19 protein-coding genes are annotated in these 21,039 nt (G+C 39.4%); 10 read left to right on the top strand and 9 right to left on the bottom strand.

Annotated features, from left to right (window positions below):
* Positions 1-37: 37 nt before the first annotated feature.
* The 9 genes from ACH3PA_RS07840 to ACH3PA_RS07800 form a co-directional block, all read right to left on the bottom strand.
* Positions 38-820, bottom strand: coding sequence for an enoyl-CoA hydratase/isomerase family protein (locus tag ACH3PA_RS07840; RefSeq protein WP_416445456.1), 783 nt, complete (start codon positions 818-820; stop codon positions 38-40).
* Between the two features lie 33 nt (positions 821-853).
* Positions 854-2,317 (bottom strand): ATP-binding protein, encoded by a 1,464-nt coding sequence (locus tag ACH3PA_RS07835; protein ID WP_416448497.1) that lies wholly within the window; start codon positions 2,315-2,317, stop codon positions 854-856.
* A 30-nt stretch (positions 2,318-2,347) separates the two neighbouring features.
* Positions 2,348-2,896, bottom strand: coding sequence for a CopD family protein (locus ACH3PA_RS07830; protein ID WP_416448496.1), 549 nt, complete (start codon positions 2,894-2,896; stop codon positions 2,348-2,350).
* 92 nt (positions 2,897-2,988) lie between these two features.
* Complete coding sequence (locus ACH3PA_RS07825) at positions 2,989-6,093, bottom strand: VPS10 domain-containing protein (RefSeq protein WP_416448495.1); 3,105 nt, start codon at positions 6,091-6,093, stop codon at positions 2,989-2,991.
* 49 nt (positions 6,094-6,142) lie between these two features.
* On the bottom strand, positions 6,143-7,498 hold the full coding sequence (locus tag ACH3PA_RS07820) for an MATE family efflux transporter (RefSeq protein ID WP_416445464.1): 1,356 nt from the start codon (positions 7,496-7,498) through the stop codon (positions 6,143-6,145).
* Positions 7,482-7,841 carry a DUF86 domain-containing protein gene (locus tag ACH3PA_RS07815; protein ID WP_416445466.1) on the bottom strand — a complete coding sequence of 120 codons (360 nt, stop codon included), beginning with the start codon at positions 7,839-7,841 and terminating at the stop codon, positions 7,482-7,484. The genes ACH3PA_RS07820 and ACH3PA_RS07815 overlap by 17 nt, the downstream gene beginning before the upstream one ends.
* Positions 7,841-8,131, bottom strand: a complete 291-nt coding sequence (locus ACH3PA_RS07810; RefSeq protein ID WP_416445468.1) for a nucleotidyltransferase family protein — start codon at positions 8,129-8,131, stop codon at positions 7,841-7,843. The genes ACH3PA_RS07815 and ACH3PA_RS07810 overlap by 1 nt, the downstream gene beginning before the upstream one ends.
* Positions 8,132-8,245: 114 nt before the next feature.
* Complete coding sequence (gene hemH, locus ACH3PA_RS07805; protein WP_416445470.1) at positions 8,246-9,286, bottom strand: ferrochelatase; 1,041 nt, start codon at positions 9,284-9,286, stop codon at positions 8,246-8,248.
* A 92-nt stretch (positions 9,287-9,378) separates the two neighbouring features.
* Positions 9,379-10,269: a helix-turn-helix domain-containing protein gene (locus ACH3PA_RS07800; RefSeq protein WP_416445472.1), complete on the bottom strand. Its 891-nt coding sequence runs from the start codon at positions 10,267-10,269 to the stop codon at positions 9,379-9,381.
* Between the two features lie 188 nt (positions 10,270-10,457).
* On the opposite strand from ACH3PA_RS07800, the gene hemA reads away from it, so the two are divergent.
* The 10 genes from hemA to ACH3PA_RS07750 all read left to right on the top strand — a co-directional run bounded on the left by hemA (position 10,458) and on the right by ACH3PA_RS07750 (position 20,786).
* Entirely contained in the window at positions 10,458-11,723 is a 1,266-nt protein-coding gene (gene hemA, locus ACH3PA_RS07795) for a glutamyl-tRNA reductase (RefSeq protein ID WP_416445474.1), read from the top strand.
* A gap of 2 nt (positions 11,724-11,725) precedes the next feature.
* Positions 11,726-12,646, top strand: a complete 921-nt coding sequence (gene hemC / locus ACH3PA_RS07790) for a hydroxymethylbilane synthase (RefSeq protein WP_416445476.1) — start codon at positions 11,726-11,728, stop codon at positions 12,644-12,646.
* 96 nt (positions 12,647-12,742) lie between these two features.
* Positions 12,743-13,792: a DUF559 domain-containing protein gene (locus tag ACH3PA_RS07785; protein ID WP_416445478.1), complete on the top strand. Its 1,050-nt coding sequence runs from the start codon at positions 12,743-12,745 to the stop codon at positions 13,790-13,792.
* A gap of 85 nt (positions 13,793-13,877) precedes the next feature.
* Positions 13,878-14,936, top strand: coding sequence for a uroporphyrinogen decarboxylase (hemE, locus tag ACH3PA_RS07780; protein WP_416445480.1), 1,059 nt, complete (start codon positions 13,878-13,880; stop codon positions 14,934-14,936).
* Positions 14,937-14,980: 44 nt separating this feature from the next.
* The gene (locus ACH3PA_RS07775; protein WP_416445482.1) at positions 14,981-15,421 is read left to right on the top strand and encodes a DUF6973 domain-containing protein; all 441 of its coding nucleotides are present in this window, start codon (positions 14,981-14,983) and stop codon (positions 15,419-15,421) included.
* Complete coding sequence (locus tag ACH3PA_RS07770; RefSeq protein WP_416445484.1) at positions 15,421-16,191, top strand: EI24 domain-containing protein; 771 nt, start codon at positions 15,421-15,423, stop codon at positions 16,189-16,191. Before ACH3PA_RS07775 ends, ACH3PA_RS07770 begins: the two co-directional genes overlap by 1 nt.
* A gap of 944 nt (positions 16,192-17,135) precedes the next feature.
* On the top strand, positions 17,136-18,056 hold the full coding sequence (gene hemF, locus ACH3PA_RS07765) for an oxygen-dependent coproporphyrinogen oxidase (RefSeq protein ID WP_416446637.1): 921 nt from the start codon (positions 17,136-17,138) through the stop codon (positions 18,054-18,056).
* 47 nt (positions 18,057-18,103) lie between these two features.
* Entirely contained in the window at positions 18,104-19,093 is a 990-nt protein-coding gene (hemB, locus tag ACH3PA_RS07760) for a porphobilinogen synthase (RefSeq protein ID WP_416445486.1), read from the top strand.
* Positions 19,094-19,220: 127 nt separating this feature from the next.
* The gene (locus ACH3PA_RS07755; protein ID WP_416445488.1) at positions 19,221-20,312 is read left to right on the top strand and encodes a CNNM domain-containing protein; all 1,092 of its coding nucleotides are present in this window, start codon (positions 19,221-19,223) and stop codon (positions 20,310-20,312) included.
* Positions 20,313-20,786, top strand: a complete 474-nt coding sequence (locus ACH3PA_RS07750; RefSeq protein ID WP_416445490.1) for a methylated-DNA--[protein]-cysteine S-methyltransferase — start codon at positions 20,313-20,315, stop codon at positions 20,784-20,786. It begins immediately after the preceding gene.
* Positions 20,787-21,039 lie beyond the last annotated feature (253 nt).

The following is a 21,039-nucleotide window of genomic DNA, read 5'->3' as shown; positions in this document are numbered from 1 at the left end:
GGATTAATTATGGAATCAGGATTGCGCCACGCATTGATTACTCTCCGGGAAAATCTGCTTTTCTTTTCTCAAGAAAGGCTGATGTTCCTTCTTTAAAATCTGCTGTACCAAAAGAGTTACCAAAAGCTTCTATTTCTTTTGAAAAACCTTCCTTTTTGGCACCAAAACCGGCATTTATTGCCTCAATAGCCGCTTTTATCGCAACGCCAGAATTTGCAGTTATCTTAGCTCCTATTTTTTCTGCGAGAGGGATGAGACCTTCTTGTGCGGTAACATGATTTATAAGTCCATATTGCAAGGCCTGATTGGCATCTATCATTGCTGCGGTGAAGATCATTTCCATCGCTCTACCCTTGCCTACTAATTGCGGCAATCTTTGTGTACCGCCATATCCCGGTATCAAACCAAGAGATACTTCAGGCAGACCCATTTTTGCGTTATCACTCGCTATGCGAAAATGCGCCGCCATAGCTAATTCTAGTCCGCCACCTAAGGCAAAACCATTAATTGCAGCTATTACCGGCGTACCCAGATTTTCTACAAAATCGAAAAGAAGTTCTTGCCCTTCTTGCGCTAATGCACTTCCCTGATCTGTATTAAAATCTGAAAATTCACTTATGTCTGCTCCTGCAACAAAAGCTTTTTCTCCGCTTCCGGTTAAAATAATAAAGCGGGTTTCCGGGTCATTATCAGCTTTCGCGAAAGCGTCATGCAGCTCCTGAATAGTCTCTTTATTGAGCGCATTGAGCTTTTTAGGTCTATCGATTGTGATTAAAACAAAATTGTCTTCTTCTTGATATTGTAAATTTTGGAAAGACATGCAGGTCGTTTTATGGGTTAAAGTACTGGAAGATTATATTTCAACTTTAGGAAAAGAAACCTTGAAAACAGTGCCTTTTCCCACGCGTGATGTAAAGGTAATGCTTCCTTTACAGGATTCAACAATGTTTTTTACCATGGCCAGGCCAAGGCCCATACCACTGGATTTGGTAGTAAATTTGGGTTCAAATACTCGATTCATATTCTCTTCTGAAATACCGGAACCATTGTCTATAACGAGTATGCAAACCTTATCTTCATCTGTCTTTACCTCAACGCGTATTTGCGGCTGCGCAACACCTTCTGTTGCCTGTATGGCATTTTTAACCAAATTTGTAACCACGCGAATAAGCTGAGTACGATCAAATTTTGCGATAATCTCATTTCTGTCTGCTGCAAAACTGATGTAATGCTCGTTAAAAATATCTAAAGCAAGTTTGGTAACAAAAACAACATTGAGCGTTTCATTTTGCTGCGCGGGCATTTTAGCGAAATTAGAGAACGCCGAAGCGATAGAACTCATCGTATCTATCTGCTGTATAAGCGTATCGCTATATTCATTGAGTTTTTGTTTTATTTGTGGATCTTCAGGGTCAAATCGCTGCTGAAAGCTCTGTACTGTCAATCGCATAGGCGTCAACGGGTTTTTAATCTCATGAGCAACCTGTTTTGCCATTTCGCGCCAAGCTTGTTCGCGCTCTCCCTGAGCCAGCTTTGCTGCACTCGATTCCAGTTCATCTATCATCAGGTTATACGCTTTAACCAGATTGCTTATCTCCTCACTGGCATCGTCTATATTTATACGCTGGTTACGCTTATCAATGCGTGTCTCGATCATTTTATCACTTATGGTCTTAAGACTTTTAGTAATGTAACGAGACAAAAAATAAGACAGGCCTATGGCGATCAACAACATAAAAAGATAACCCTCTGCAAGACGGCGTAAGAACTCATCAAGCTCACGTGTTATAAAATCATCATCCTGAATATAGGGCAGGTTCATAATAGCCAGTGGTTTAAACTGGTTATCATTAATGTAGGTATAAGAAGACTGGTATTTAACCCCATCTTTTTCCATATGAACTACCCAGCGCTTTCCGGCGGAATTTGCCAAGCCACTTAAAACGCTTTCTCCTACTTGAGAATCTGAAGTATCAGCAACGAATCCTTCTTTAGAACTTACCAGCAGATTCCCATCAAGATCATAAACTTTTATAGGCAGTTTGTGTACATCTGCAATACGGTAGATATCGTTATTCTCTCGAAGAATTATTGGGATCTTTGAAGTAATTACCTCGAATGAGGTCCTGTCTAGCACATAACTGATCTCATCCCGTATTTGATCTTCCTTGCGCAGCAAACGGTCAGAATGATATTCTTCTGCCTCTTCTTTGTATTGTATTACCGCCAGAATACCTATAAGAATAGATGCTCCCAAAATGAGCAGGATCATCGTGAAAAATATGCGTGTGCGTAAAGAAAGCTTGTTTGTTTTCATTAAGCAGGAAGTTAATCAAAAATTGCGCCGCTACGCCTCAGGATTTTTATCGCGTATGCGTTTATAAAGCCGAATACCCAACATTAAAAGTATCGCCAGCCCTAAAAGACCGAATAAACCATACAGCCAGTTCACAGCACTTTTTGTAATAGCCAGAAATATAACGGCGAAAAGAATTAAGGTCGCTCCTTCATTCCAGATACGCATAAATTTTGAAGTATAATTCACTTCACCGCGTTGCAATTGTTTAAATATCTGGTGGTTTTTAAAATGATAAGCAAAAAGCAAAACCACAAAACCCAGCTTGATCTGCATCCATGGCATTTGCACTAGATACGGATTTAAATAGAGCATTATTAAAGCGAAAAGCGTCGCCAAAACCATAGATGGCCAGGTTATAATAAACCAAAGGCGCTTAGCCATTAAAGCAAGTTGTTTTCCTAAAATACCACTTTCCGGCTCGGGTTTTTCTGAAGCCTCGATCTGGTAGATAAATAGCCGTGGCATATAAAATAAACCGGCAAACCAGGTCACTATAAAAATCAGGTGCAGGGACTTAAAATACAGGTAATATTGCAAGAATTTCGGGATTTTGATCTAAAAACAAAGGTAGCAAATTCAATTATGTAAACCCGCTACCTCTGCCGTCTTAAACTCGCTTTCGCGAAAGCTTATTTATCTTCTTCTACAAACAGATAATTAAGATCCAGTTCATTAAACTGCTTGTTAAATTCTGAAACCTCATCAGACATAAGTTGGTCAAATTTAGTCAGCTCTGCATTTATCTTTTGTGTAAGTTCGTTTTTAACCGCAATATCCTGCTCTGTAGGGGCAAAATCTCCCATACTCACCAAACTGTTTAAATGTGCAAGTTTGTTGGTTAGTTTTATAGGAAAATTCAAAGGATCTTGTCCGCTTTTATTTTGCGTTTGATAAAGTGCCTTTTCTATTTCACCTAATTGTTCCTGTAATTTTTTCGCTTTTAGGCGTAAAGAATCTGTTTTCTTATCGTCCTTATATTGCTCTTGAAAATCCTTGAGTTGTTTATCGATATTTCTTATCTTTTTGATGCTTTTATGCGCTTTATCAACGGTTTTGTTGACATCTGTTATAAAATCAAACTGCGACTGCATATCTTCTTTTGAAGCCTCAGCCCGAGGATCTGCCAAAACGGTATAAGATTGAGAATAATCTGTCCCATTTACATTAAGTTTTACCTGATATGTCCCCGGTATTTGCTTTGGCCCGTCTGTACTTGCCCACCATAAGATCATGCCGGGAAGTCGCTCTGCTCCTTCATAGGTCATATCCCAGTTAAACTCATTTGCCCCTTCTTTCACTTCAAGTTTATTCTCCTTGCTCTTTGTGCTGTAAGACTTGATCGTGTCATTTTTAGCATCAAAATAGGTAATTGAAATGCTATCTTTTTTCTCGTCATATTTTGGCAAATAAAAATATGTCATCATTACTGCAGGATGATTTGTACCAGCATCGGTTAATCCTTTTCTGCTTCCACCTTCCATGCGATATGTGTCTATAGGTTTAAAAAGAACAGGTTTATTTGCTTTTTTATCCTGTTTGTATAATTGTCGCAACATAGTAAGATCATCTATGATCCACAGGCTGCGACCTTGCGTTGCTACAATTAGATTATCATTTTTTACTGCCAGATCTGTAATAGGAACAATTGGCAAATTCAACTGAAAAGCTCTCCAGTTTGCGCCATCATCAAATGAAATATACATCCCCGTTTCTGTACCGACATAGAGTAATCCTTCCTGTTTAGGGTCTTCTCTAATTACACGAGTAAAATGCTCGGCTTCTATTCCGGTTGTTATTTTCTTCCAGCTTTTGCCATAATCTGTGGTTTTGTATAAGTATGGTGCATAATCTCCTTCTTTATATTTTGTGCCGGCGATATAACAAGTTCCTTCATTGAAATAGCTTGGCTCTATGCTGTTTATCATCATCCACTCGGGCATTCCTTTAGGAGTGACATTTTTCCAATTCTTACCTCCATCTTTTGTAACATGCACTAATCCGTCATCACTACCTACCCAAAGCAAGCCTTCTTTTAACGGACTTTCATTTGCAGTGAAAATCGTTCCGTAATATTCAACCGAGGTGTTGTCTTGCGTTATTGGTCCACCTGAAGATTTTAATTTTTCAGGATCGTTACGGGTTAAATCAGGACTTAGCAACTCCCAACTTTGACCTTCATTAGTGGTTTTATGCACATGGTTAGAAAAAGTGTAAAGCACATTGGGATCGTGACGTGAAAATATGATTGGGAAATTCCACTGAAAGCGGTATTTCATATCCTCAGCTCCGTGACCCATAGGATTGTCTGGCCAGACAGAAACAGAACGCACTGTTTCTTTCTCATGATTTACACGTGTTAAAAAGCCGTCATAACTACCGCCATAAACAATATCTGGATTTTTCGGGTCAACCGCGATCCATGCAGATTCACCACCTGCTGTGCTTTCCCAGTCATCTTCAGTTATGCTGTAACCTGAAGTTCTATGCGGAATTCTCACTGTAGTATTATCCTGCTGAGCTGCATAAATACGATATGGGAACGCATTATCTGTTTCTATTCTATAGAACTGCGCTGTAGGCTGATTGTGATATGTGCTCCATGTCTCACCACCATCGTAAGTTATCTGTGCGCCTCCGTCATCTCCCATGATCATTCGCTGTGAATTCTCCGGTGAGATCCATAAATCATGATGATCACCGTGTGGGGCATTTGCACCTTCAAAAGTTACACCGCCATCAGTACTTTTATGATAGCTTACATTAAGCACGTAAACCACATCTTCATCTTCTGTATCAGCATAAACTCTTGTATAATACCAGGCACGCTGACGTAAAGAGCGATCGTCATTAACCAGTTTCCAGCTATCTCCCCCGTCATCGCTTCGGTATAAACCACCTTTATCCTTATTTTCTACGATTGCCCAAACACGTTCTGAATCTACCGGCGAAACTGCTACTCCTATAATTCCTAAAGTGTCGGTAGGAAAGCCTTTCTTTTTAGAGATTTCTGTCCAGTTTGCACCGCTATCTGTACTTTTCCACAAAGCTGAGCCTTCGCCACCACTGCTTAAACTATAAGGAGTACGACGGGCATTCCAGGTTGAAGCGTACAAAACTCTTGGATTATTAGGATCAAGAATCAGATCTACAGCTCCTGCATTTTCATTGGCAAAAAGCATTTTGTTCCATGTTTTTCCGCCATCTGTTGTTTTATAAACTCCGCGATCTGGGGTAGGTTTATAAATATCTCCTAAAACTGCTGCATAAGCAATATCAGGATTTGTGGGATGAATACGTATTCTGGGAATATGTCTACTGTTATCAAGACCAATATGCGTCCAGGTTTTTCCGGCATCTTCAGATTTATAAGCCCCGTAACCAGACGAAACATTCCCTCGCAGGGTTTGTTCACCACCACCTACGTAAATTACATTATGATCACTGGGCGCCACAGAAACAGCACCTATGCTTCCGCCAAAAAAGCCATCAGAAATATTTTCCCATTCACGACCACCGGTTTTTGTGCGCCAGACGCCACCGCCCGTTGCGCCAAAGTAAAAGAGATTAGGCTCACCGGGAACACCAGTAACTGCCGCACTTCGCCCACCACGAAACGGACCAATAAGCCTGTATTCTAAAGCACCATAAAGAGATTTGTCAAAATTTTGGGCAGAAAGTAAACAAGAAGATGTACTTAGTGCAATAAGAACTAAGCTAAGTAATAATTTGCGCATACGAGAGGTTTAGACGTTTAACGCAAACTAAAATACGCATTCCTACGTATTAAGCCACCTCCGGTTTTAATTTTAATCTTATTTCCCGATTTAAAAAGTAAGCAGTAATAATCGTTGAAAGCACATCTGCCAGCGGGAAAGAAACCCAAACCCCGGTTTCACCAAAAAATTGGGGCAGAATTAAAACCAGTGGAATAAAGAAAAAACCTTGTCTGGTAAGTGTAAGTAATAGAGCCGGAACTGCCTTTCCTATCGCCTGAAAATAGGCAGAACCAATAAGCTGAATCCCAATTATGGGAATTGCAGAAAACACCCAGCGCATCGCCGCCGGTGTATCGCGTATTACGCTAGCGTCGGTTGTAAAAACCTTTACGATAGATTCCGGGAAGATCATGATTAGAATAAAAACAATAAGCGCTACTCCACCCGCATATAAAATAGCTTTGTTGATGCTTTCGCGAACGCGGGCAAAATTTTCTGCTCCGTAATTATAGCCTGCAATAGGCAAAAATCCCTGTGTGACGCCTAAAACAGGGAATAATGCAAACATGAGCATACGCCCGATTATCGCATATACAGTTACTGAAGATTCGCCTCCCAGATTGTACAGAATATTGTTCATCAATAAATAAGTGGTACTTACAACAGCCTGACGAGCGAGTGTTACAAAACCGAGAGCAGACATTTCCTTAAGAATAGGCATATCAAGCCCAAAATGCCCAAAATTGATTTTTAACTGCGAATTCTTACTCAGGAAATACCACAAAATATAACCGAAACAAAACACATAAGAAATAGTAGTAGCCCAGGCCGCGCCTTCCATTCCCATATCCAGAAGATTGATAAGAATATAATCAAGAATAAGATTTCCCACTGAAGGAATTATCATGGCGATCATGGCAAATTTAGGATTGCCTTCTGCCCGTATCACATTATTTCCCATCATGGCAAAAGCCAAAATAGGCACACCATACAGAACGATACGGTAATAGATTTTGGCAGGTTCAAAAATATCACCTTTCCCACCAAACGCCGGAATGATATCATTGATAAAAATCAGCCCGAAGATCACCATTATACTCGTTAAGAGAAAGGTAATTGTGACTTGATTACCAAATGTTTTTAAAGCGCGCTCTTTATCTCCGCTTCCCAAAGCACGGGAAATTATAGAAGAACCTCCTATCCCAATCGCCATACCCAAAGCCGCGATAAAAAAAGAAACCGGAAGCACCACATTGATTGCGGCAATAGCAATAGAACCTATCCAGTTGCCCACAAAAATTGTGTCTACCAGAATATTGAGAGACATCACTAAAATACCAATTGACGAGGGTACCGCCTGTTTTACAAGTAGCGTACTTATGGGTTCAATGCCTAAAGCATCAGATTTATTTATCTCTTTCAACTGAAATTATGTTTTCAACGATTTTAATATTCTGCGGAAGATTATTAGTAGCTATTTCCCAAATAATTTTTGGAATCATATTGAAGTAAGCGTGACTGGCTTGATTTCTTAAAGCATACATTTCAGCCCATGGTAATTCAGGATATTCAGATTTTATACGAGCCGGAATATTTTTTGAGGCTTCTCCTATGATTTCAAAATTTCTGATAACAGCATCTACGGTGCGCTCATCTTCTACAAAACTTTCATAAATATAACCTTCTAAATACTGAATGATTTTACGCATTGCCAAATGCATATCTTGTAAATACATTAGAGAATTACGCTGGTCATTTTTCCGCATTAAATGTAATTTACATGGGTAAGAATATCTTTTTTAAGCTGTTCCTTTATGCCATCTTTGGTAACAAGGTCTATTTTTCTTTGGAAAATTTGCTCGAGATAAAGCTGAAGCGAAAAGAATTTCCAACCTAAAGGTCTTTCGAAATTTACCAAAATATCAATATCACTAGATTCAGTAGATTCATTGCGCGCAACCGACCCAAAAACACCTATTTCACTTACACCGAATTCCTTAAATAAATATGGCTTCAGACTCTTAAGTTTTTCTAGTATCTCTTTTTGATCAAGCATAAAAACCATATATTAATTCTAGTAAAGATAATTCATAGCCGTAATAAAACAGAGTAACTTTTTCCAGTTTAAGCCAAACCTGAAATTCTACTTTTAGAAGAGCCTTTAATATAATTAAGCGATTGCTTTTGCAGGCTCTACTATCGCCCAGTCATTGATCCAGGTTGCCATAACATGAGTCCAGTCGTCACGGTCATTTAAGCAAGGTATAACAGAAAACTCTTTCCCTCCTACTTCGTGAAAGATCTCTTCACCTTCCATCGCGATTTCCTCGAGTGTTTCTAAGCAATCACTAACAAAAGCCGGAGTTACAATTGCCATTTTTTTAATGCCTTCTTTACCAAAACGCTCGATGGTGCGATCTGTATACGGTTGCAACCAGGGGTCAAAACCTAATCGGGATTGAAATGAAGTAAAGTAAGTACCTTCTTCCAGGTTTAATGCTTCTGCAACCTGTCGCGTGGTTTCATAACATTGATGTCTATAACAAAACTGATGTGCCGCTGATGGTGACTGACAACAAGTTCCGTCTATTTTACAATGACTTTTAGTGACATCGCTTTTGCGAATATGTCTTTCCGGGACACCGTGATAACTAAAAACCAACTTTTCGTAATCAAGATTCTCCAGCTTTTCTCCTATACTTTTCGCCAAAACCTCAACATATTCAGGTTTGTTATAAAAAGGAGGGAGATTTGAGAATTTCATATGCGGAAAGTGCTCTTTTCTTAATTCCTCTGCCAAAACGAGAATAGTTTCTGTGGTAGCCATAGCAAACTGAGGATACAACGGAATAATCAAAACCTCATCTACTCCTTGCGCATTAAGTTCGTCAAGACCTGATTTAATATTTGGAGTTCCATAACGCATGGCAAGACTAACGGGAACATCAACTTTCTGTTGCACTTTTGCCTGTAATCTTTCAGATAATACGATAAGTGGTGAACCTTCTTCCCACCAAATCTTAGAATACGCTGCGGCAGATTGTTTAGGTCTGGTGTTTAAAATGATTCCTTTTACGAGAATAGTTCGGGCCCAGTTAGGCAGATCTATCACCCGCTCATCCATTAAAAATTCACCTAGATATTTTTTTACGTCTTTGGGGTTTGTACTATCCGGGGAGCCCAGATTAACAAGCAATACGCCTTTTTTCATTGTTCAATTTTTTCTATTGCAAAACTAAATGATATTGTTAAATTCTATCATCTGGTTTAATAAGATTTGTCAATGCCGCAATTAAATTTTAACTAGGTCAATGACTGAATATATTTTTTTGGCGTTGTGCCATATTGTTTTTTAAATGCAGCTATAAAATGACTGGCGGTACTATATCCCACTTTTAAACCCACTTCATTTACATTATGTGATCCTGTCGCCAAAAGTTGCCTGGCAACTTCCATTTTATAATCAAACAGAAAACTATACACAGAATCACCATAAATCTGCTTAAAACCTTCCTTAAGTTTATTAATACTCAACCCGATCTCATCTGCCAATTCCTGCAAAGAAGGCGGTTCTGCCATGCGATTAAGTATGATTGTTTTTGCTTTTTTTATTTTTGCCACATTTTCTTCATCTACCAGAAATGGGCATTGCTCAACATCTACATCTTCCGGGCGATTAAAGTATAAACTGAGTAACTCGTAAGCTTTCCCTTTAAAATAAAGTGGTTTTATCGAAGCGTGCAGATTGTAGTTCATTAACTGGTTAAGCACGATTGCCATAGATGGCGAAATGCTTCCATCTTTATAATACTTACGATCCTTGTTCTCACCACTTAAAAATGTGATATAGTTAGCCTCGTTTGAAAAAAGAGAATGGAATTTTTTTATGGAAATTAAGATCGAAATAATCCACGATCCTGCATTTATTTCAACATCCATAGGTAAATCCCGCTGCGGATTGTACAAAAGCAACGAATTTTCTTCCTGAAGCGGAAGCGTATAATTCCCTGTATTAAAATTGAAAACAGCAGAGCCTTTCGCACAAAAATGAAACTGAATATAGGTGCTATCTACCTCTCTCTGTACATGTTGTGCCTCACTTTCTTCGTTATTAAATTTAAGTATAGAAAAACCTTCTTCAATAGTAGTTTCTTCATATAAACTTCTAGCGATACTTTCCTGTGGTGCGCTCACTTTCTTTTAAGGTTTTTATTTAGATTACGTCTAAATTGAAGCTAACATCAATTTCTTAGAACGATACTAAATTAGGCTATTTCCAAGATTATGAGAAAAAATAGAGCCCAAAATTCGGCTATCGTTAAAAATCATACCTCTAGCGTTACTTTATGTAATATGGTGAGTATACATTTGCACTCTTGATTATGAGCACAAACGGCAAGCGACATTTTTATCCTTCCTACTCCGGCGATTTTTATGCAATAGGTCTTAGTTACCTAAAAGCAGATGCCGAGATAAGAGGTCATTTTAGTGTAGACACTCCCACACAAGAGCGCATACTTTTAAAAGCGCAGGAAAAGGGAATTGCCGGTCTCACCATTATTTCTACTTGTAATCGCACAGAACTTTATGGTTTTGCCCACAAACCTGAAGAACTTGTTGAGTTACTTTGCGAGCATACGCAGGGTACGATAAGCGAGTTTAACAGCGTTTGTTATTCTTACAAAAATGAGGAAGCCGTTGATCACCTTTTTAAAGTTGGTACAGGCCTAGACAGTCAGATCTTAGGAGATTTTGAGATTATAAGTCAGTTAAAAGCAGGATTCAAGCGTTCTAAAAAATTAAAATTGGTCAATCCTTTTATGGAGCGACTTATTAATGCGGTGATACAATCCAGTAAGCGCATTAAAAATGAAACCAATATTTCAAGCGGAGCCACTTCTGTGAGTTTTGCTTCGGTACAATATATTCTTGCTCGAGTTCCTTATGTTTCTGAAAAGAAAATATTGCTTTTCGGTACGGGAAAAATCGGTCGAAACACCTGTGAAAACCTCATAAAACACACAAAAAACGACCATATTACCCTTATAAATCGCACAAAAGATAAAGCTGAAAAAATTGCCGGAAAATTCAACCTTATTGTTGAAGATTACGCAAATATTCAGGCAGAGATCGCTCAGGCAGATGTGCTGATCGTTGCAACCGGAGCGCACAAACCCACGATTTCAAAAGAGCTTTTATATATTAAAAAACCGCTTCTTATTCTCGATCTTTCTATTCCTAAAAATGTAGATGAGAATGTTAAGCAGGTTCCCGGCGTCACGCTTGTTCATCTTGATCAATTGTCTAAAATGACAGACGAGACTTTAAACCGCCGCAAAGAACAGGTGCCAAAAGCTCGGGCTATAAACGCAGAAATTCAAGCCGAATTCTACGAGTGGCTGCAGGCGAGACAATTTGCACCTACGATTAAAGCTTTAAAAAGTAAACTTTCTGATCTTAAACTGGCCGAAATTGACAACCAGCGTCGCAAGCTTGTAGATTTTAATGAAGAGCAAGCGGAAATTATTAGCGAGCGCATTATTCAGAAAATAACTACTCAATTTGCTAAACACTTAAAAGATGAAGCAGTGCCACAAGCTGAGAGCCTGGCGCTTATTCAACAAGTGTTTAAACTTCAAAAACATTAGTCTTGAGCAAGATCATACGCATAGGCACACGCGACAGTCAACTGGCGCTTTGGCAGGCTAATACCGTAAAAGATAAACTGGAAGCTTTAGGTTTTAAAACCGAACTAACGCCGGTAAAATCTACAGGCGATCTTATTCTTGACCAACCGCTGTACGAATTTGGCATAACAGGTATTTTTACTAAAACACTCGATATTGCTATGATAAATGGCGATATTGATATCGCAGTTCACTCTATGAAAGATGTGCCAACGCAGCTGCCAAAAGGCATTGTGCAAGCGGCAGTTCTTGAGCGCGCTCCCAGCGAAGATATTCTGGTTCATAAATCAGGTGAAAATCTGAGAGAAGATTTAGCTAAAAACTGCACGATTGCAACAGGAAGCTTACGTAGAAAAGCACAATGGCTGCATCGTTACCCACATCATACTTTAACCGATTTAAGAGGAAACGTAAACACGCGACTACAGAAATTACAGGACAATAACTGGACGGGTGCAATTTTCGCGAAAGCGGGATTAGAAAGAATAAATCTCAAGCCCGAAAATAATATCATTCTTAACTGGATGATTCCCGCTCCTGCGCAAGGAGCAATGGTAATCGCCGCGATGGAAAACGATCAATTTTCTCGTGATGCCTGCGGCAAATTAAACCATCACGCTTCAGAAATTGCAACTACAGTAGAACGTGAATTTTTACGCGAACTTGAAGGTGGTTGTACCGCCCCAATTGGTGCTTTGGCCGAAATAAAAGATCAAACCATACATTTTAAAGGTGCGCTTTTTAGCCTTGACGGAAAGCGTAAAATCGAAGTAGAAAAAACAATCGACCTCAACAAAAACTACCATTTTGGAAGAAAATGTGCAGTTGTGATCTTGGAAAACGGCGGTCGTGAATTAATGGCAGAGATAAAATCCCAAATATAATCCTCACCCCCGCCCTTGCATTCCTCTCGCGAAAGCTGGTCGGATGCAGAAATGGAGAGGGGCGTAATACAAATTGAGCTAATAAAAGATTTCAAATTGAAGATTACCAAAACCAAACTCGCAAGATTGCTCAGACAAGAGCAAACAGAAGCCGAAAAAGAGCTTTGGGAGTTATTGCGTAATCGAAAATTTGAAAATCTTAAGTTTCGTCGCCAACATCCCCTTAAAGATTATATAGTTGACTTCTATTGTAAAGAACTGAATCTTATAATTGAACTCGATGGTGGCTATCATAATGATCCTGAGCAAAGGGAAAAAGACGAATTAAGAGATCGTCATTTACAGCTTTTAGGCTACAGAACTTTACGCTTTAAAAATGAAGCTGTTTTCGACAATCAGGATGAAATATTCAAATCTATTTTAGATGCAAAACAAACTCCCTCTCCGTTGGGAGAGAGTCGGGGTGAGGGCATTACTCTCCTTTCAACAAAAAAACTGAAACCCAATCAAAAAGAACTCATTCTTAATGCGGGTTTATCTTTTGTTGAATACGATGCGATAAAGACTGAAAGTATTCCTTTTGAAATTCCTCACGAACTCAAAAACGCTATTTTCACCAGTCAAAATGCTGTCAACGCATATTTGAAGCAATCAGCAAAACTCCCCTCTCTGGTGGGAGAGGGGCTGGGGGTGAGGGCCTTCTGCGTAGGGGAAAAAACAAAAGAACTCCTCGAAAAAAACGGCTTAAAAGTCGTCGAAATCGGGGAAAATGCTTCAAAATTGGGCGAAAAAATAGCAAAATCGTATAAAAGCCAGTCGTTTTACTTTTTCACAGGAAATAAAAGGAGAAACGAACTTCCACAAATTTTAGCCGATTCAAACGTAGAATTAACCGAGATTGAAGTTTACAAAACCAGCTTGAACACTAAACAATTTCGCCAAAACTTTGATGGTATTTTATTTTTTAGTCCAAGTGGTGTGCAGAGCTTTGCGACCCATAATAAATTTGGCGAAAGCCTCGCCGTATGCATAGGAAACACAACCGCCACAGAAGCCAAAAAACATACTCAACATATAGAAATCGCTAACTCCACATCAGTTGAAAGCGTAATTGCAAGAGCAGTAAAAGTTTTTAAAAATAATTAGAAAGCATGAGAATGCAGACCTGCAAGGTATGGCCGCAGGCTTCCTTGTAGGTCTCAAAGGTTGGTCTCAAATTGATTGAAAGAACATGGAAAAAACAGTGCAACAAGTGCCACAAAAAATAAAAAACGATCTCTTTTTAAAAGCCCTAAAAGGTGAAACAGTAGAGCGCCCGCCGGTATGGATGATGCGTCAGGCAGGACGTTATTTACCTGAATTCATGGAGCTTAAAGCGAAATATGATTTTTTTACGCGCTGCCAGACACCAGAACTTGCCAGTGAGATCACCGTACAGCCCATACGCCGTTACGGGATGGATGCCGCGATTTTGTTCAGCGATATACTTGTGATTCCGCAGGCGATGAATATTCATGTTGAGATGAAACCAGGTGAAGGCCCGTGGTTGCCAGAGCCTATACGTAAACCTTCAGATCTTGATCGTGTGATCGTACCAGACATTCACGATACGCTGGGTTATGTGATGGAAGCGATAAAAATGACTAAAGAAAAACTTGATAATGAAGTTCCGTTAATAGGTTTTGCTGGTTCGCCATGGACGATTCTATGCTATTGTGTGCAGGGAAAAGGCTCTAAGAATTTTGATAAGGCAAAAGAATTTTGCTTCACCCAACCACAAGCTGCTCACATATTGCTGCAAAGAATTACAGATACCACAATTCTTTATTTAAAGGAAAAAGTAAAAGCCGGCGTAAATGCGGTGCAGGTTTTTGATAGCTGGGGTGGCATGCTATCGCCTACAGATTATCAGGAATTTAGTTGGAAATATATTCAGCAGATTATTGACGCTTTAAAAGACGAAGCACCCGTGATCGCATTTGGTAAAGGTTGCTGGTTCGCTCTGGGCGAAATGGCAAAAAGCGGCGCTTCAGCTCTGGGAATTGACTGGACATGCAGTGCACGTAATGCGCGTTACCTTACTGGTGGAGAAATTACGCTTCAGGGAAATTTTGATCCCTCAAGGTTGCTTTCGCCCCCGAGCGAGATTAAAAAAATGGTGCATCAAATGATCAATGAGTTTGGTAAAGACCGCTATATCGTGAATTTGGGTCATGGCATTTTACCTAATATTCCGCTGGAAAATGCAAAAGCGTTTATCGATGCAGTGAAAGAATACAAACAAGATTAATGATCTGGCAACGGCTAAAATCGGTAAGTATTAAGCAGCTTTTTATGCTGATAAAATTATTTTGGCCAAAACCATTATATATTCCACTTACGCTGAAAGCTTCCACGCGGGCAATGTCTATCGCTTCAGATGAATATGGAAAAAAGCATCATGGTAATACAAAAGCAAACGCTTTTCGCCATGCTTTGTGGACGGTTTTAATTTGCAAAGCTGTTTTTTGGCGAAAGCAAAATTTGCAAAAATCGCGTGATTGGGCCATAAAAGTGACCAATTTTCATGAAAAACTGGCGCCTAATAAACCGCTTGAACGCGAAATGGATTTGCATAATAATGCAATAGGATGCAATCTCTGGATGGAAAATAAAACCCGCTCTGAAAGTGAATTTATCGCTCTTTTAAGGCAAAAATCAGCCGAAGCAAAACAGGTAAAAACGGTGGAAGAAATAAAAGATTTCAAAGAAAATCTCGTTTATATCACAGATTAATGCTAAATAATATTTTCACAGCCATAAAAGCATACAGCGGTTCTTTGAAACTCATCAAAGAATTGGGCTTGTGGAAATATTTTGCAATCCCGATGATCATAAGTTTTCTCACTGCGGCCATTTTGATCTTTGCGACCTGGGGACTTTCTGACAATATTGGGGCGTTTATCGCAAGACTTTGGTTTTGGGAATGGGGCGCAGAAACTTTTCAAACCATAAGCACGATTTTGGGCGGTCTCATTATTCTCGCGCTGGGACTTATTCTTTATAAACATATTGTGATGGCATTTTCCGCGCCGTTTATGAGTGCGGTTTCAGAGAAAATAGAATCGCATTTTAAAGGTTCGGGTCATTTACATCGCGACACTTCAAACACGGCTCAACTTTTACGCGGGATTCGCATAAATGTGCGCAATCTCCTGATGGAACTTCTGCTTACAATCCCAATTTTACTTTTAGGTTTTATCCCGGTAATTGGGTTATTCACTACAGTTTTGCTTTTTCTGGTTCAGGCGTATTATGCCGGTTTTGGGAATATGGATTACACCCTAGAAAGACATTTAAAGTATAACCAAAGCGTCGATTTTGTCAAGAAAAACAGAGGTTTTGCTGTAGGAAACGGGATTATTTTTATGCTTTTTCTGCTTATTCCCGTTGTGGGAATAATTTTGGTTCTGCCTATTTCTGTAACCGCTGCGTCAATCGTGACGATCAAACTTTTAGAAGAACAAGGACCTGCAAGGTATCCCCTCGGAGAGGGTTCCTTGTAGGTCTTCAAACGAATAAACAGGAAGATTAATTAGTGGAAAAACTAAAAATCCTGATGAAAAAGACCAACAAGGTTTCTAAACCTTGCAGGTTGAGCGAGAAAAATGAAATTATAAAATTTAATAGTTCTAACTAATAACCTAACTGGAGACCAAGACCTGCAAGGTATTCGCGCCGTGCGCGTTCCTTGTAGGTCTCAACAATTAGAATAGAGAAACGACAAAACCTACAAGGTTTTTAAAACCTTGCAGGTTGAAAACGAAACCTTGCAGATTGAAAACGGATTAAAACGAAAGAAATGAAATTAGAAACTTTAGAGCGAGATCATTTTTATCATATTTATAACCGTGGCATTAATGGGGAAACCTTGTTCAAAACTGAAGAAAATATGCGATACTTTCTTCGGTTGGCAGCAAAACATCTTATGTCTGAAATGTATATCTCGGCTTATTGCCTAATGCGTAATCATTTTCATCTGGTTATACAGGTTAAAGAAGATGGAAATAATGCCACACAAGCTTTTTCAAATCTCTTTAATGCGTACGCTAAAGCATATAATAAGCAGCAAAACAGGACAGGCAGCCTTTTTGAAAAACATTTTAAGCGGAAGCGATTGACTGATGAACAGCAATTAAAAATCCTGATAGTTTATGTGCATACTAATCCTGCCCATCACAACGTAGATTATAACTATATTAAGTATCCTTTTTCTTCCTGCCCTAGTTATTTCAAAAATAAAAAGGATGCTTTAATCGCTCCCGTGCGGAAAGAAATAATCAATCTTTTTGATAATATTGCAAATATGAAATACGTTCACGATCAGAAGCATACTTCAGATTCTCCTGAATTGCTAGAAGACCTACAAGGTTTAGAAATACATCCTGTACATTCTCCTGAATCCCTTGGAGACCTACAAGGTTCTGAAAACCTTGCAGGTCGCCCATGCATGCGCGACAAATTTGTCTCATACATACATGAACTTCAGGATAAAATCACTTCAACCTTAGAAAAAGTTGACGGAAAAGCCACTTTTCAAGAAGATGCCTGGGAGCGCGAAGAAGGCGGTGGCGGTCGTACACGTGTTATAGAAAATGGCGATGTTTTTGAAAAAGGCGGCGTTAACATTTCGACAGTTCACGGGCCGCTTGCTCCTGCAATGCAAAAGTATTTCAACGTTGGTGATGTAGATTTTTTCGCCTGCGGACTTAGTCTCGTCCTCCATCCTAAAAATCCGTTTGTACCTACTGTTCATGCAAATTGGCGCTATTTCGAAATGTATGAAAAAGACGGAACGCTGGTAGACAGTTGGTTTGGCGGCGGCCAGGACCTAACGCCATATTACCTTTTTAAGGAAGATGCCGTTCATTTTCACCAAACTTGTAAAACAGTTTGTGACGCTCATGATCCGGCTTTTTACGCCGATTTTAAAGAAAAATGTGACGCTTATTTTTACAATTCGCATCGAGGTGAAGGGCGCGGTATTGGTGGACTTTTCTTTGACTATTGCAAGGCAGATGATAATAGGGATATGCAAGATTGGTATAATTTTGTAACAGCCGTAGGCGATAGTTTTTTAGAAGCTTACGTGTCCATTGTTGAAAAACGCAAGGATTTGCCTTACGGCGAAAAAGAACGCAACTGGCAGGAAGTGCGTCGCGGTCGTTATGTAGAATTTAATCTGGTGCATGATAAAGGCACTTTATTTGGTTTAAAAACAAACGGAAGAATAGAAAGTATTTTAATGAGTCTCCCGCCGGTGGTACAGTGGAAATACGATCATCATCCAGAGCCGGGAAGCGAAGAAGAAAAACTAGTAAAAGTGCTCGAAAATCCGCGAAATTGGATAGAAAATCACCAGAAAAACTGAAATAAATTAGGCTGAAAACAGGTTTTTTTAGCCAAAAATTAAAACATATGTTCCCTTTAAGAAGAAACAGAAGATTAAGAACAAGCGAAGCTATACGCTCACTAGTTCGCGAAACTTTAATTAGTCCCGATGATTTTATCGTACCGCTTTTTGTGGTAGAAGGCAAAAGCGTAAAAGAAGAAATCGCTTCTATGCCAGGATATTTTCGCTACAGCTTAGATAATTTAAAGAAGGAGGCAAAGGTCCTTTGGTCACTGGGTTTAAAATCGGTTTTGCTTTTTGTAAAAGTCGATGACAAACTAAAAGATAACGCCGGTACCGAAGCCATAAACCCTGACGGACTCATGCAGCGCGCGGTTAAAGCGGTTAAAGAAGCCTGTCCCGATATGCTGGTAATGACAGATGTCGCGCTTGATCCGTATTCTAGTTACGGACACGACGGAGTAGTTTCAGACGGAAAAATATTGAATGACGATTCTGCTGCTATTCTTGCTGAAATGGGACTTTCTCATGCTCGTGCAGGTGCAGATTTTATCGCTCCCAGCGATATGATGGACGGTCGCATTTTTGAAATGCGTACGCTGTTAGAAGATGAAGGTTTCTTTGATACCGGTATTATGAGCTATTCGGCTAAATTTGCTTCTGCTTTTTATGGTCCGTTTCGGGATGCTTTAGATTCGGCTCCTGTCGATGCACAGAATATTCCGAAAGACAAAAAAACCTACCAGATGGATCCTGCAAACCGCAGTGAAGCCATTAAAGAAACCCTGATGGATATTGATGAAGGGGCAGATATTGTAATGATAAAACCCGGACTTTGCTATTTGGATATTGTACGTGATATTAAAAATGCAGTGAATGTGCCGGTTGCTGTTTATCAGGTAAGCGGTGAATATGCTATGATAAAGGCAGCTTCAGAAAGAGGCTGGCTGGATCACGATGCCGTTATGATGGAACAAATTCTTGCCATAAAACGTGCAGGAGCAGATGTGATCGCCAGTTATTTCGCAAAAGATGTGGTGAAATTATTGGATTAAAACCCCGATTTTTCACCTATTTATGCCGATTTTCATTTAACAGAACCTGCATAATTAGATAAGGTTTTCTTAAGCCATTGGGCATTGTTTGTCTTTTATAGTACCTTTAAAACACAACAATTTACCTATGGCATTACTCATCGCTTATGCGCTGATCTCGATTTTCGTTTCCTTCTTGTGTTCTATATTAGAGGCAGTTTTGCTTAGCGTTACTCCCACTTATATCAAGATCAAGACCAACGAGGGAAAGCGATATGCGCATACGCTTGAAAAGTTTAAAAAAGACATTGACAAACCGTTAATAGCGATTCTCACACTAAACACCATTGCGCATACAGTAGGTGCAATTCTGGTAGGCGTGCAGGCTGAAAATGTTTGGGGAGAAGGAGAAAGCGGTAGTCACGCCGTGGGTATTGTTTCGGCGATTATGACGCTTCTTATTTTAGTAATTTCTGAAATTATTCCTAAAACCATTGGCGCTACATACTGGAAATTTCTGGGTAATTTTGCAGCAAAATTCTTAACGATCATTTTGTTTCCGCTGCGATATACAGGTATTTTGTGGCTATTAATGTTAACCACTCGTCTTATTGGTAAGTCTGCTCATGTAAATACGATGAGCCGGGAAGAGTTTATGGCATTAACAGATACTGCCGAACAGGAAGGAGCAATAGCAGATAATGAAACTACAGTTATTAAAAATATGCTGGTTTTTAAATCTGTTGAGGCGAAAGATGTGATGACTCCGTTTCCCGTGGTTACAACCGAAAATGAAGATGTAAGTCTGCGGGATTTTCATGAAAATCATAAACATCTAAAGTTTTCACGAGTGCCTGTTTACAAGGATAAATCGCATAATATCACTGGTTTTATCTTAAAAGACGACGTGCTGGAAGAAATTGTAGAAGAACGTCATGACAAAACCTTGGCTGATCTAAAGCGTGAAATTCCCATTGTTTCAGCAGATAAACCAATACCTGAATTGTTTGAAAGTTTTATTCAGAAACGCGAACATATCTCCTTGGTTGTAGATGAATTTGGAAATACAATTGGCATCGTAACCATGGAAGATATTATAGAAACGCTCTTGGGACTTGAAATAATGGACGAAAGCGACACTGTAGAGGATATGCAAAAACAAGCCAGAAAAAACTGGGAGCACAGGGCAAAACGCATGGGGATTACTTTTCAAAAAGAAGAGAACGAACGCACAAGCTAAATGGAAACCGCAAACCTCAACACTGAACTAGGAACGATTGAAATAAAAGGTGACGATTCTGGTCTTCTTTCGGTTATTTTTCTTGATGACGAATATTCTCAATCGCTCACAGTACCAGCATGTTTGCAAGAAGCGTATTCTCAACTTGAAGAATATTTTGATGGAAAACGTCAGGATTTTCGGCTAAAGCTTACTCCACAAGGCACTGTTTTTCAGCAAAAAGTATGGAAGGAACTTGAGAATATTCCTTTTGGTAAAACCACTTCTTATCTAGATATGGCCAAGCAACTGGGTGATCCTAAAGTCATACGCGCAGCGGCCAGCGCAAACGGTAAAAATCCCATTTCGATAATCATTCCCTGTCATCGTGTGATTGGAAGTAATCAATCGCTTACCGGTTACGCCGGCGGATTATGGCGTAAAAAGTGGCTGCTGGCACACGAAAGTCCGGCGCAGCAGACTACTCTGTTTTAATGACTGCAGAGGATTTAATTACCTACGTTTTGCTTCGATTAGAAAATGAATTTTCAAAAATATATCTAGTGGGCTTGTCCTGAGATTCTTGATCCTATTCTTTTTCTACGGCTAATTTTTATATATTAAATCCCGATTTCTACCCTCAGAAAGCTGATTTTATAAAAAACTAAACGTTTTTTCGTCACCCTGAATTTATTTCAGGGTCTCATGCACTTGTGCGATGCTGTTCCGATAGCTATCGGAATCAGCA

Source organism: Leeuwenhoekiella sp. A2 (assembly GCF_047946655.1).
Taxonomy (GTDB): Bacteria; Bacteroidota; Bacteroidia; order Flavobacteriales; family Flavobacteriaceae; genus Leeuwenhoekiella.
The sequence above is the reverse complement of the archived record's forward strand: the minus strand, read 5'-3'. Positions and strand labels throughout refer to the sequence as shown.